This is a genomic window from Mycobacterium sp. 1165196.3 (assembly GCF_001673415.1).
Taxonomy (GTDB): Bacteria; Actinomycetota; Actinomycetes; order Mycobacteriales; family Mycobacteriaceae; genus Mycobacterium; species Mycobacterium europaeum_A.
This window is the reverse complement of the sequence record NZ_LZLU01000273.1, coordinates 15,978-28,828: the sequence shown is the minus strand read 5'-3', so window position 1 is coordinate 28,828 and position 12,851 is coordinate 15,978. Positions and strand designations below refer to the sequence as shown.

Here is a 12,851-nt window from a genome sequence, read left to right as displayed (position 1 = left end):
CTTCGGCCGCTCCGCCGCGCTCGCGATCGCCGCTGAGTCCGACGGCGGCGACCCGGCTTCCCCGGCTCCGCCGCGCTTGCGATCGCCGCTAGGCCGGCAGCGAGAAGACCACGCAGTCGTGCAGGCAGCCCTTGGCCGCGTCCGCCGACTCGGCGTCGCGGTGCAGCAGCGCGCGGGTGGGAACCACGGTCAGGCGGGCGGTCTGTTCGCCGGCGTCGGTCACCTCGGCGCTGCCATCGACGATCAGCGAGTAGCCGCCCGGCTCGGCGGGCGGCCACAACAGGGTGACGTCGGCCCGCTGGGCGAGGTTGTTGCGGGTCCGGCCGCCGATGAGTCCGACGTCCAGAGTGGCCCCATCGAGCCGCGGCTCGACCGTCACGGTGTGCACGCGGTAGTCGTCGTCGACCGTGATCAGGTACCCGTAGGGGTAGTCGACCAGCGCATCGGCCAGCGCCTCGAGGTCGACCTTCTTCTTGGTGCGCATGATCTTCCAGGATAGGCGCGGGGTGCCGCGCTACTGCGGCGCCGAGGGCCGCAGGAATCCGGCGATGCGCGAGGTGTAGCCGCGGGCGACGGCACCGGAGCTGGCCGGGCGCGTGACGGCGGTGCTGGTGTTGGAGAAGCCGAGGTTCTGCAACACCTGATTCCAGGGTGGCAGCTTGGCCACGGCCGCCGACGCGTCGGCGTGGTAACCGAACATCGCCGCGACGTCTGAAGCCCACATCTGCTCGTAGGCGGCCTCGATGTCGGCGATGGCCGCGGTGTTCTGACCCAGGTGGTTGTTTGCCGCCAACGCGCGCACCAGGGCGCGGTTGGCTGCGACGACGGCCGGCTGCACGGTGGCCGCCAGCGCCACCTCGAACGCCGTCGCGATGGCCGAGGCCTGGTGTGACACCTCTTCGGCCTGCGCGGCCGCCGCGGACAGCCAGCTCACGTATTGGCTGGCGACCGACATCATGGCCGTCGACGACGCGCCCTGCCATGACCCGCTGGCGAGATCTGACGTCACCGAAGAAAATGACGATGCCGACGATGCCAACTCCCCGGCCAGCCCGTCCCACGCCGCCGCGGCAGCAAGCAGCGGCCCGGGACCTGGACCGGAGAAAATTAGTGCCGAGTTGACTTCTGGCGGCAACCACGCAAAATGCGGGTTCGTCACGGAACCCAACTTAGCTGGTATATGCCACTTTTGGTGGCGTTATCGCGAGGCTACGGGGACGGGCTGGCGCCCACGGACCAACCTGCCTGGGCGGGCATCGGTGGGAACGCCGTTTTCGGCGATCACTTCCCCGGCCACGATCGTGGCGACATACCCCTCGGCGGTCTGGTCCAGGCGCCGCCCCCCGGCGGGCAGGTCGTAGCTGATCACCGGCTTGTGCAGCCGCAGGGCGGCGTGGTCGATGACGTTGAGATCGGCCTTGTAGCCCACCGCGATTCGGCCGCGATCACCCAGACCGGCGACGCGGGCCGGCACCGACGTGAGCTCGCGAACCGCCTCGGGCACCGTGAACCGCCCGGCCTTGCGGTCGCGTGCCCAGTGCGTCAGGAAGTAGGTGGAGTAGCTGGCGTCGCAGATCATCCCGTAGTGCGCCCCGCCGTCGCCGAGACCAAGCACCACGTCGTCGCGGTGCAGCAGTTCGCCGACCGTGTCCAGCGAGTTGTTCTGCAGGTTGCTGGTCGCGACCAACAGCATGGCCCGGCCGTCGTCGTCGAGCAGCCGGTCGTAGGCCTCCTCCATCGGGTCCACGCCGCGGGCGCGGGCGCGGGCGCCGATGCTGGTGGACGGGTCGGGCTCGTAGTCGGGGGTGTCGCCCAGCGGGAAGATCCAGTCCCACATCTGTGCCACGTACAGAATCGGGTGCCCGTGGCCGGGCTTGTCGGCCAGGATGCGGGCGCGGACCTCGGGCTTGCGCATCTCGGCGACCCGCTCGGCCAGCGGCAGGTGCGCGATCTCGCGGTAGCTGGGGTAGAGCACGAACGGGTTGGCCGTCAGCTGCAGGCCGATGATCAAGCCGATCGGGCGGGGCAGCAGCTGCGCCGTGACTCGGACCTCGCCGCCGTCGGCGGCGCTATTCGCCTTCTCGATCATCGTGATGGCGTCCGGCCAGGACGGGTCGCCGGAGTTGGCGACGACGAGGGTGAAGGTGACCGGCAGCCCGACGTCCTCGGCGACGTCGAACACCGTCTGCAACACCGGCTGATAGCCGCCCGACGGGATGTCCGGGACGAACTGCAGCAGCCCGCCGCCGCCGTCCACGACACCGCGGGCGATCTCCTCGATCTCCTCGCGGGCGGCCTCGTAACTCGGTATGGGCGAACCGCTTTCGGTCTTGTGGATGGTCAACCGCGACGACGCGAAGCCAAGCGCGCCGACCTCGATCGCCTCCTTGGCCAGCTCCCGCATCTTGGCCAGGTCGTCTGCGGTGGCCGGCTCGCGGTCGGCCCCGCGCTGGCCCATCACGTACACCCGCAGCGGCGAGTGCGGCAGATACGCCGCCACGTCGATGTCCCGCCTGCCCGACTCGAGCGCGTCCAGGTATTCGGGGAAGGTCTCCCACGTCCACGGCAGGCCGTCGGTCATGACGACGCCGGGAATGTCTTCCACACCGGCCATCACGTCGACGAGCACGTCGTGGTCCTCTTGGCGGCAGGGCGCGAAGCCCACCCCGCAGTTGCCCATCACCACCGTCGTCACGCCGTGCGCGGAGGACGGGGTCAGGCGTTCCGACCAGATGGACTGGCCGTCGTAGTGGGTGTGCAGGTCGACGAATCCGGGCGTGACCAGCAGGCCGGTGGCGTCGATCTCGCGCGCCGCGGCCTCGCCGTTGACGTTGCCGACGGCCGCGATGACGCCGTCGCGCACCGCCACGTCGCCGACGTACGGCTCACCGCCCAGCCCGTCGACGATGGTGCCGTTGCGGATGATGAGGTCGTAAGTCATCCAAACAATCTACGACCGTTGCGGTGGCTCGTGCCAGGATCATCCCCGTGATCGATCACGTGGGAATCAACTGCGCCGACTACGCCAAATCTCAGCGGTTTTACGACGCGGTGCTGGGCACGCTGGGGTTCTCCCGGCAGCTGGATGTCGGTCGGGCCATCGGGTACGGGCGGGCGGGTAAGCCGACGTTCTGGATCTCCTGCGAGCTCGCCGGACCCAATCGGGAAGTCCACCTCGCCTTCGAGGCGGCCGACGAGCACGCGGTGCGCGCCTTCTACGAGGTGGCCGTCGAGTTGGGCGCCGAGCCGCTCCACGCGCCGCGGCTCTGGCCGGAATACCACCCCGGATACTTCGGGGCCTTCGTGCGCGATCCCGACGGCAACAACGTGGAGGCGGTCTTCCACGGGATCCTCCCGTAGTGTCGCGAACATGGCCCGCACCGACGATGCCGCCGTTTTGCAAGAGCTCCTGCGCGACGCGTTCACCCGGCTGATCGAACACGTCGACGAGATCACCGAGGGGCTGACCGACGAGGTGTCCGGCTACCGGCCGGCCCCGCGCGCCAACAGCATCGCCTGGCTGTTGTGGCACAGCGCGCGCATTCAGGACCTTCAGCTCGCCGACGTCGCCGGCGTGGAGCAGGTGTGGTTCCGCGACGGCTGGGTGGACCGGTTCGGACTGGACCTGCCGCGCAACGACACCGGCTACGGACACGGGCCCGACGACGTGGCCAAGGTGAAGGCGCCCGCGGACCTGCTCTCCGGCTACTACCACGCGGTGCACAAGTTCACCCTCGAGTACGTCGCCGGCGTGAGCGCGCAGGAGCTGGCCCGCGTCGTGGACACCAACTGGGATCCGCCGGTGACGGCCAGCGCGCGGTTGGTGAGCATCATCGACGACTGCGCCCAGCACCTGGGGCAGGCCGCCTACGTGCGGGGGATTGCGTAGATTCGCAGGCGTGCGATTCGCGGCGACCGTGCTGTTGTGGCTCATCACCACGCTCGCGTTGGCAATCGCGATCCCCGCGGCGTGGACGCAGCTGCACGTCGTTGACGCCGACGGCTACGCCGCGCTGGCGCGGCGCGCGGCGACCGACCCGGGCCTGCAGTCCGCCATGGCGGACGAATTAACCTCTCGGGCAACGACTCTGGCCGTCGAGCATGGCGGGGGCCGCTATCCGCTCGACACTTCCGAGGTGCGCCAGGCGGCCGGCGACTTCACCGCCGGCCCGGCATTCCCGCCGCTGTTCGCCCAGGCGAACCGTTCGGTGCACGGCTGGCTGTTCAGCGACCCGGCGGCCGCCGAGAACGGCAACCAGTGGGCGGTCGACGTGGCGCCGATGCTCAAGGACCCCTCGATCCAGCCGCTGCTGAGCCGCCACAACGTGACGGTCCCCGCGAAATTAACTGTCCCACTTACTGTTTCGATACCAAAATCGATGCGGCAGGGGCGGCTTAGTCCGCTGGCCACCTGGGGCCCGTGGGTGAGCGTCGGTGCGGCGGCGCTGTGCGGTGTCTGCGCGGTGCTCACGCTGGCCACCGCACGCCGCCGCGGCAAGGCGCTGAGCAGCCTGGGCGTCTCGGCGCTGCTCGTCGGCGCGGCCGGATGGGCCGGCATCGAGGTCGCCGGCCGTTACCTCAACGGCGCGCTCAACCACACCACCGGCAACGTCCGGGTGGTGGCAGAGGTGATGGTCGGGCACGCCGAAGCCGGGATGCACCAATGGCTCAACGTCGCGCTGTTCGCCGGCGCCGCCCTGGTTGCGCTCGGCGTGATCGTTGCCATGCTGGGCGGCCTCGCCAAGAAGTCGTGAGCGCGCCGGTTAGCCGAACGTGAACGAAAACACCTGCAGGCCCTTGCTGACTTGCATGTCCAGCTGATCGCGATGCGCGGCGTCGTCGGCGACGATCCGGTGCAACGTGGGCGCTCCGCCGATCGATGTCGTGGTGGTCTTGCCGTCCCGGGTCACGGTGACGGTGCCGGTCCCACCGACGACGGCGTAGACGTCCTTGGCGGTGTAGTTCAATCGGACGGCCGAGTCGTCGCCGTCGGCGGTGGCCCCCTGGTCGTCCAGCGTCCACCGGCCGCGCAGGGCGAACTTGTCGTCGGCCAGGTTCGGCGGGTAGCTCAGCGTTGCGGCGCCCTGCTTGTAATCCCCGGTGCCGCCGTAGTTTCCGGACTTACTGACACCCAGGTAGGTCTCGGGTGTGAGCCTGGTCTGCGGAGTCATGTCGGCGGAATGGGACGGTGCCGGCAACAGGGCGCCGGGATGGGCGTCGACCAGTAGCGTGCGGATCAGCTTTTCGGTGCCGTCGTAGTCGCCCTCGCCGAATTGGGTATGCCGCACTTGCCCGTTCGCGTCGATCAGATACTCGGCGGGCCAGTACAGGTTTCCGAAGTTGTTCCACGTCGCGTAGTCGTTGTCCAGCGCGATGGGATAGGTGATGTGCAGGTCGGCGGCGCCGCTGGCCACATTGGCGGGCACCCGCTCGAAGGCGTACTCGGGGGTGTGCACCCCGATGACGAGGAGTCCGTTGTCGCGATACCGGTTGTACCAATCGATCACATGCGGGATGGCGCGCTGGCAGTTGATGCACGAGTAGGCCCAGAAGTCGATCAGGATCACCTTGCCGCGCACCGATGCGGGGTCCAGCGGTTTGCCGTCCGGGGTGTTGAGCCACCCGGTGACGCCGGTGAGCGCGGGGGCCGGTCCGCATTGCTGTAGGTCGGCGGAGCCGTTGGAGCAGTCGCTCAGCGCGCCGTCGATGGTGGTGCCGGGCCGGCTCAGCTGCAGCCCGCCCTGAGTTGACCGCTGCGCGGGGGCGGGGCCCAGGCTGCGCTCGATGTCGTTGGCGCCCAACCTGTTCTGCATTGCCGTCGTGTAGTCGGGCACGGCGCGCTGCAGCATCGCCGGCAGGTTGAACACCAACGCCACGGCCAGCACGATCATCGCTACCCCGCCGGCGACCTGAATCGCGCGTTGCCGGCGGCGGAACGCGGCCACGCGTTCGGCGACGCGGCGCCCGGCCAGTGCGAAGGCCAGTAACGGCAACGCGTTGCCGATGGCGAATGTCGCCGTCAGCACCAGCGCACCGGGGCCGATCGACGAGGTGCCGCCGGCCACCACAATGGCGGCCAGCACCGGGCCCGCGCACGGTACATACAGGGCGCCCAGCGCCAGGCCCAGCCCGAAACCGTCTGCGCCAGAGCCGGTTTGGCGTTGCGGAAAGTATGCGAACGGGCGCTCGAGCAGGTGCTGCACGGGCGGGAAGATCAGCCCCACGCCGATCAACACCAGCACCACCAAGGCGGCCCAGCGGATCGCGTCCTGCGGCAGGTGCAGCGCCGTCAGCAGTGCGGAACCGATCAACGTGGCCAGGCTGAAGCTGCATACCAGGCCGGCGATCACCAGGTACGGGCGCGCCGCGGAACTCACGCCGCGGGCGCGCCCGCTGTCCATGCCGGACAGGAGCACGACGGGAAGCACCGGCAGGATGCACGGCGAGATACCGGTGATCAGGCCGCCGAGGAACCCGATCAGGGCGATGGTCTGCACGGGCTAGTCGCAGGCGCGCGAGGGACGCCGGGTGATGAGCATGGCTACACCTTTACCTGTTTGGCGCCCGGGCTGTGACGCGTTGCAAATCACATGACGTGCGTTATGCAAATCACACAACGTGCGTTACGCTCGGCCGGTGGCGCAACTAACATTCCAGCGCGCCCGCACCGAGGAAAAGAAGCGCCAACGTGCGGAGGCCCTCGTGGAAGCCGCACGGTCGCTGGCGATGGAAACCGGCGTCGCGTCGGTCACCCTGACCGCGGTCGCCAGCCGTGCCGGAATTCACTATTCGGCGGTGCGTCGCTACTTCACCTCGCACAAGGAAGTTCTGCTGCACCTGTCCGCCGAGGGCTGGGTGCGATGGTCGAACATCGTGTCCGAGAAACTGGCCAAGCCCGGCGCGAAGTCGCCCTCGCGCATCGCCGAGACGCTGGCCGAAGCCCTGGCCGACGACCCGCTGTTCTGTGACCTGCTGGCCAACCTGCACCTGCACCTCGAACACGAGGTGGACGCCGAACGGGTCATCGAGGTCAAGCGCATCAGTACCGCCGCCACGCTCTCGCTCGCCGATTCCATCGAGAGCGCGCTGCCCGAACTCGGGCGATCGGGGTCGCTCGACATCCTGCTGGCCGCGTACTCGTTGGCGGCCACGCTGTGGCAGGTCGCGAACCCGCCGGAACGGCTTACCGACGCCTACGCCGAGGAGCCGGAAGTGGTTCCCCCCGAATGGAATCTGGACTTCGCGTCCGCGCTGACCCGACTGCTGACGGCTACGTGCGTCGGGCTCATCTCGGGATCGCAATGAACGCAGAGAGGAGGCCGGGGGGCTGTGGCTTGGCGAACTACAACCGGTGAACGGGAAGGACTTGGAGCGTCCATGACGACGACTGAGCCAAGGACCGAGCCGCTGCAGAAGCAGGGCTCCGCCGATAGGGAGGGCGAAATGGCCGCTCCGCAGCGCCCTAGGAAAAAGGGGTTCTTCGCGCGTTTCTGGCTGGTGCTCACGATCGCGGCTGTCGTCGCGCTGTCGGGATTCGTCGTATACCGATTGCACGGCGTCTTCGGCGTTCACCGCGGTTCGTTCGGTGGCGGCACCTCGGGCGAGGTCCTCGACGAGTTCAACGCCAAGACGATCACGCTCCAGGTCTGGGGTCCGCCGGGCAGCACGGCAACCATCAACTATCTCGACGAAAACTCCCACCCCCAGCAGGCCCTCAACGTGCCCTTGCCTTGGAGCAAAGTATTGAGTTCGACGAAGCCCGGGATCCCGGCAAACCTGGTGGCGCAAGGAGACGGCAGCTGGATCGCCTGCCAGTTCGTGGTGAACAAGCACGACGGGAGTGGTGACGTCATCAAAACTCCGAATCGCTCAGATCCCAACCAAACCGTGAACGCCTTCGTCTATTGCCTGGACAAATCCGCATGAGCGAACCAGCCGCGGTTCCGCCGCGCGTCGACCAGCCGCTGATCCCGCCGTTCCTGCCGCGGATGATCCACCGGCTGGCGCTGCCGATCGTCCTGGTGTGGTTGGGCATCGTGTTCGTCACCAACACCGTGGCCCCGCAGCTGGAGGTCGTCGCCAAAACCCACTCGGTGTCGATGAGTCCCACCGACGCGGCGTCCTTTCAGTCGATGATGAAGGTCGGATCGACGTTCAAAGAGTTCAACTCCGACAACTCGGCCATGATCCTGCTGGAGGGCGACAAGCCACTCGGGGCCGAAGCGCACCGCTACTACGACGAGATCGTCAGGCGCGTCGAGCAAGACAAGAAGCACGTTCAGCACGTCCAGGATTTCTGGAGTGATCCGCTGACGGCGGCGGGTTCCCAGAGCCACGATCAAAAGGCCGCGTACGTCCAGGTTTACCTCGCCGGCAACATGGGCGGCGGGCTGGCGAACGAGTCCGCCGCGGCCGTCCGCAAGATCGTGGACTCGGTGCCCGCGCCGCCGGGAATCAAGGCCTACGTCACCGGCGCGGGCCCGCTGTTCGCCGATCAGTCCCACGCGGGTGAGAAGGGCGTCGCGAAGGTCACGCTCGTCACCTTCCTGGTGATCATCGTGATGCTGCTGTTCGTCTACCGGTCGATCAGCATCGTCCTGATCATGCTGGCCATGGTGTTCATCGAGCTGGCAGCGGCCCGCGGTGTCGTCGCGACGCTCGGTAACTACGGCGTCATGGGGCTGTCGACGTTCGCCAACAACATGCTGGTGCTGATGGCGATCGCCGCCGGGACGGATTACGCGATCTTCGTGGTCGGCCGCTATCACGAGGCCCGCGGGCTGGGCGAGACCCGCGAACAAGCGTTCTACACCATGTTCCACAGCACCGCGCATGTCGTGCTCGGATCGGGCCTGACCATCGCCGGCGCGATGTACTGCCTGAGCTTCTGCCGGCTGCCGTACTTCCAGTCGCTGGGGGTGCCGTGCGCGGTCGGCATGCTGGTCGCGGTGCTGGCGGCTTTGACGCTGGCTCCGGCAATACTGACGGTTGCGTCGTTCTTCAAGCTCATGGATCCAAAGCGCACGCTGCAGACCCGGGGCTGGCGTCGCATGGGCACCGTGGTAGTCCGCTGGCCCGCACCGGTTCTCGCGGTGACCGTCGCGATCGCGCTGGTTGGTCTGCTCGCCCTGCCCGGTTACAAGACCGACTACGACAACCGCCACTTCCTGCCGGCGGACACCCCGGCCAACGTCGGTTATGCCGCCGCGGACCGGCACTTCGACCAGGCTCGGCTCAACCCTGAGCTGTTGATGATCGAGACCGATCACGACCTGCGTAATCCGGCCGACTTCATCGTCCTGGACAAGGTCGCCAAGGCGGTCTTCCACATCCCCGGTATCGGCCGGGTGCAGACCATCACCCGGCCGCTGGGCACGCCACTCGACCACAGCACCCTCGGATTCCAGATGGGTGCGCAGGCCGCAGGGCGAATCCAGACCCAGCACTATCAGGACGAGCAGGCGGCAAACCTGCTCAAGCAAGCCGACGAGCTGCACAAGACGATGGCAACCCTGCATGAGCAGATGCAGGTGACCCAGGATCTCAGCAACACGACGCACGAAACCACCAGGCTCACCAAGGAAACCGTGCAGATCACCGAGAGGTTGCGCGACGACATCGCCAACTTCGACGACTTCCTGCGGCCGATCCGTAGCTACTTCTACTGGGAGAAGCACTGTTACGACATCCCGGTCTGCTGGGCACTCCGGTCGGTCTTCAACGCGCTCGACGGCATCGACCAGGTGGCTGAGAACATCGTGAACCTCAGCGCGAACCTGGACAAGCTGGACAAGATTCAGCCGAAACTGGTCGCGCTGATACCGCCGCAGATCGAGAGCCAGCAGCGCAACCTCGACACCATCATGTCGAACTATGCGATCACGCAGGGTCTTAACGAACAGGCGAGAGCGCAGTCCGACAACGCCACCGCGCAAGGCGACGCCTTCGACAAAGCGAAAAACGACGACACGTTCTACCTCCCGCCGGAGGCGTTCAAGAGCCCGGATTTCGCGCGAGGTCTCAAACAGTTCATCTCGCCGAACGGGCACGCCGTCCGGCTGATCATCTCCCACGAAGGCGACCCGGCGACTCCTGAAGGCATCAACCACATCGAACCGATCAAGCAGGCCGTGCACGAGGCGATCAAGGGCACTCCCTGGGAAGGCGCCAAGGTCTACCTCGGCGGCACCGCCGCGACGTACAAGGACATGCACGACGGCTCCAACATCGACCTGATGATCGCCGGAATCGCCGCGGCCACTTTGATTTTCATCATCATGCTGGTGATCACCCGAAGCGTCGTGGCGGCCTTCGTGATCGTCGGTACCGTGTTGCTGTCGCTGGGCGCCTCATTCGGACTCTCCGTGCTCTTGTGGCAGTACATCCTGGGCATGAAGTTGCACTGGATGGTGCTGGCGATGGCGGTCATCCTGCTGTTGGCGGTCGGCTCGGACTACAACCTGCTGCTGATATCGCGGTTCAAAGAGGAAATCCACGCCGGGCTCAAGACGGGGACGATCCGCGCCATGGCCGGTTCCGGCTCGGTGGTGACCTCCGCCGGTCTGGTCTTCGCCGCCACCATGGCCACGTTCATGTTCAGCCCGCTGCTGGTGATGGCCCAGGTGGGTACGACGATCGCGCTGGGGCTGCTCTTCGACACCTTGATCGTGCGGTCGTTCATGACACCGTCGCTGGCCACCCTGCTCGGCCGCTGGTTCTGGTGGCCGCAGCACGTGCGTCCGCGGCCGGCCAGCACCATGCTGCGACCGTACGGACCGCGTCCCGCGGTGCGCGAGTTGATCCTCAACGACGTCGACGAGCACCCGCCGGGCGGAGTGGTACAACCGCGCTGATCTTCACGCGCGCGAACACCGACCGGTGGCGCGACGACCGCGCTACTGACGGAGCTGGGTCACGCGTAAGGCGTGACTGAGCTGGCGTACCGGTACGCCGCAGGTCAGGCAGTAGGCGTGCGGGCTGGACCTGATCTGGTCCACCTGCCGCAGCACCTCGATCTGCAGGTCGCGCAGGCAGCAGGTGCAGACGATGCCGACGATGTTGCCGAGCGGGTCCGCGCCGGGCCGGTTGCAGCCGTCCACGGCGTGGCGGTGCACGACGTGGGTGGCGCGGCTGGTGCAGCCGACGTCGGCCTGGCAGGTGAGGTCGTGCCAATCGAGCTGCGCCAGGATGTCGGCGACGTCGTCGCGATGGGACCCGCCCCGGGGTGGCTGAGCGTCTGTGCTGTGCATGGCACGACTATCCCGCGGCGGCGCGCAACGCACCATCCGGTCAACGGGTGATTGCGATGTCCCCCGATCGGGGGACGAACAACGTCGAACCCTAGCCTTGGGGGTCGACCCGGCCCTTGACAGGCCCTGGCCATCCGGGCGGGCCAGTGGGCTCGGCCCAGTCCCAGACTGACATGTCGCCGGGCGGGTACTGGTTGCAGATGTCGGTGGCCTTGGCCACGACGCCCTTGTTGTTCCAGAAAATCTTCATGTGGTTGGGCCAGGCCACCCACAGCGGATCGGACACGGGCGCATAGAAGTTCTCGGAGTAGTTCCGGCGGTCCTCCGGTGACAGCGAGTAGAACCAGTGCGCCTTGTCGATGGTCGCCTGCTGGACGTTCGGGTGGTTGTCGAAGTCGATCATGTAGCGCTGGTAATACACCGGGCTGGTGTCCCGGGAGGCCGCCAGGATCTGCTCGGCGTCGCACGTGGTGTTGATCATCCGGCGGGGGATCGGGAAGTCCTCCGTGGAGTCGGCTACCGCGGTCGACGGGAAGATCGCAGCGGTAACACCCAGAGCAAGGAACACGGCGCCTGCACGCAGGCCAGAACTCAGCCGAGACATAGCCGTTACGGTAGCACTTTTTGGCCCGCCGGGAACAGTTCCCAGCTCACTGCCAGGATTTGGCTAGTGCATCTCAGTATCAGTCGCGATCAGGGACGATGACGTGCTTTGGATCGGGCCGCAGCTCCGGCGGGGCCTGACTGTAGTCGCCGAAGGGGCCGTCGCGGCGCTCGATCGCCGCGCGCACGCCGTCGGCCTCGGCGGTCTTGATGAAGGCCAGCGCGTCTGGGGTGTTGCGCATCAGGCCGTCGAGAATGCCGCCGAGCGTCTGGGTGGACGCCAGCCCCATGTTCTCGTAGGCCTGGTTGACGATCAGCTTTTGGGCCTGCAGCTGCGACAACGGGATCTGCGAAAGCTCGGCGGCGATCTCGGCGACGCGGGCCTCCAGCCGCTCGAATGGCACCGCCTCGTTGATCAACTCGATCTCGGCGGCCTGCACGCCGGTCAGCGGCCGGCCGGTCAGCGAGTGCCACTTGGCCTTGGCCAGGCTCAGCCGGTAGAGCCACATCCCGGTCAGATACGCGCCCCACATCCTGCTGTAGGGCGTGCCGATCACCGCGTCTTCGCTGGCGATGACGAGGTCGGCGCACAACGCGTAGTCGCTGGCCCCGCCCACGCACCAGCCGTGTACCTGGGCGATCACCGGCTTGGACGCCCGCCAGATGGCCATGAATTTCTGGGTCGGGCCGGTCTCGCGGGCGCTGACCATCGCGAAATCCTTGCCCGGATCCCATTTCCCGTCGGTCATCATGGCCTCGCCCCAGTGCTGGAAGCCGCCGCCGAAGTCGTAGCCGCCGGAGAACGCCCGGCCCGCACCGCGCAGCACGATGACCTTGATGTCTTGATCGCGCTCGGCCAGCCCGATGGCGGCCTCGATCTCGTCGGGCATCGGCGGCACGATCGAGTTGAGCTGGTCCGGGCGGTTCAGCGTGATGGTGGCGACCGGGCCGGCCGTCCGGTACAGCAGCGTCTCGAAGTCACGGGTCGGCATAGCGTCC

12 protein-coding genes and 1 pseudogene are annotated in these 12,851 nt (G+C 67.3%); 6 read left to right on the top strand and 7 right to left on the bottom strand.

Annotated elements, in window-relative coordinates; genetic code table 11:
• Positions 1-88: 88 nt before the first annotated feature.
• From A5659_RS26320 to A5659_RS26310, 3 genes and pseudogenes are all read right to left on the bottom strand, one after another.
• Positions 89-484: a hypothetical protein gene (locus tag A5659_RS26320; RefSeq protein ID WP_067185375.1), complete on the bottom strand. Its 396-nt coding sequence runs from the start codon at positions 482-484 to the stop codon at positions 89-91.
• 54 nt (positions 485-538) lie between these two features.
• Positions 539-1,159: pseudogene (locus tag A5659_RS26315) on the bottom strand (PPE family protein); the annotation flags it as partial.
• A 39-nt stretch (positions 1,160-1,198) separates the two neighbouring features.
• The gene (locus A5659_RS26310) at positions 1,199-2,941 is read right to left on the bottom strand and encodes an amidohydrolase family protein (protein WP_067185372.1); all 1,743 of its coding nucleotides are present in this window, start codon (positions 2,939-2,941) and stop codon (positions 1,199-1,201) included.
• A gap of 47 nt (positions 2,942-2,988) precedes the next feature.
• Between A5659_RS26310 and A5659_RS26305 the strand changes: the two genes are divergently transcribed.
• The 3 genes from A5659_RS26305 to A5659_RS26295 are packed head-to-tail and all read left to right on the top strand — an operon-like array spanning position 2,989 to position 4,754.
• Positions 2,989-3,360: a VOC family protein gene (locus tag A5659_RS26305; protein ID WP_067185369.1), complete on the top strand. Its 372-nt coding sequence runs from the start codon at positions 2,989-2,991 to the stop codon at positions 3,358-3,360.
• A gap of 10 nt (positions 3,361-3,370) precedes the next feature.
• Positions 3,371-3,889, top strand: coding sequence for a mycothiol transferase (locus A5659_RS26300; RefSeq protein WP_066867530.1), 519 nt, complete (start codon positions 3,371-3,373; stop codon positions 3,887-3,889).
• Between the two features lie 10 nt (positions 3,890-3,899).
• Positions 3,900-4,754: a hypothetical protein gene (locus A5659_RS26295; RefSeq protein ID WP_067020813.1), complete on the top strand. Its 855-nt coding sequence runs from the start codon at positions 3,900-3,902 to the stop codon at positions 4,752-4,754.
• A 9-nt stretch (positions 4,755-4,763) separates the two neighbouring features.
• Here the strand turns inward: A5659_RS26295 and A5659_RS26290 are convergent, their stop codons facing one another.
• Complete coding sequence (locus A5659_RS26290) at positions 4,764-6,497, bottom strand: cytochrome c biogenesis protein DipZ (RefSeq protein ID WP_067185366.1); 1,734 nt, start codon at positions 6,495-6,497, stop codon at positions 4,764-4,766.
• A 121-nt stretch (positions 6,498-6,618) separates the two neighbouring features.
• On the opposite strand from A5659_RS26290, the gene A5659_RS26285 reads away from it, so the two are divergent.
• From A5659_RS26285 to A5659_RS26275, 3 genes are all read left to right on the top strand, one after another.
• Positions 6,619-7,305: a TetR/AcrR family transcriptional regulator gene (locus tag A5659_RS26285; protein WP_156749391.1), complete on the top strand. Its 687-nt coding sequence runs from the start codon at positions 6,619-6,621 to the stop codon at positions 7,303-7,305.
• A 72-nt stretch (positions 7,306-7,377) separates the two neighbouring features.
• Positions 7,378-7,926 carry an MmpS family transport accessory protein gene (locus A5659_RS26280; RefSeq protein WP_066867520.1) on the top strand — a complete coding sequence of 183 codons (549 nt, stop codon included), beginning with the start codon at positions 7,378-7,380 and terminating at the stop codon, positions 7,924-7,926.
• Positions 7,923-10,853, top strand: a complete 2,931-nt coding sequence (locus A5659_RS26275; protein ID WP_067185363.1) for an RND family transporter — start codon at positions 7,923-7,925, stop codon at positions 10,851-10,853. Before A5659_RS26280 ends, A5659_RS26275 begins: the two co-directional genes overlap by 4 nt.
• A 42-nt stretch (positions 10,854-10,895) precedes the next feature.
• On the opposite strand, the gene A5659_RS26270 is transcribed toward A5659_RS26275, so the two are convergent.
• The 3 genes from A5659_RS26270 to A5659_RS26260 form a co-directional block, all read right to left on the bottom strand.
• Positions 10,896-11,249 (bottom strand): hypothetical protein, encoded by a 354-nt coding sequence (locus A5659_RS26270; protein ID WP_066868440.1) that lies wholly within the window; start codon positions 11,247-11,249, stop codon positions 10,896-10,898.
• A gap of 91 nt (positions 11,250-11,340) precedes the next feature.
• On the bottom strand, positions 11,341-11,853 hold the full coding sequence (locus A5659_RS26265; RefSeq protein ID WP_066868444.1) for a DUF5078 domain-containing protein: 513 nt from the start codon (positions 11,851-11,853) through the stop codon (positions 11,341-11,343).
• A gap of 79 nt (positions 11,854-11,932) precedes the next feature.
• Positions 11,933-12,844, bottom strand: a complete 912-nt coding sequence (locus A5659_RS26260) for a crotonase/enoyl-CoA hydratase family protein (protein WP_067185359.1) — start codon at positions 12,842-12,844, stop codon at positions 11,933-11,935.
• Positions 12,845-12,851: the final 7 nt, after the last annotated feature.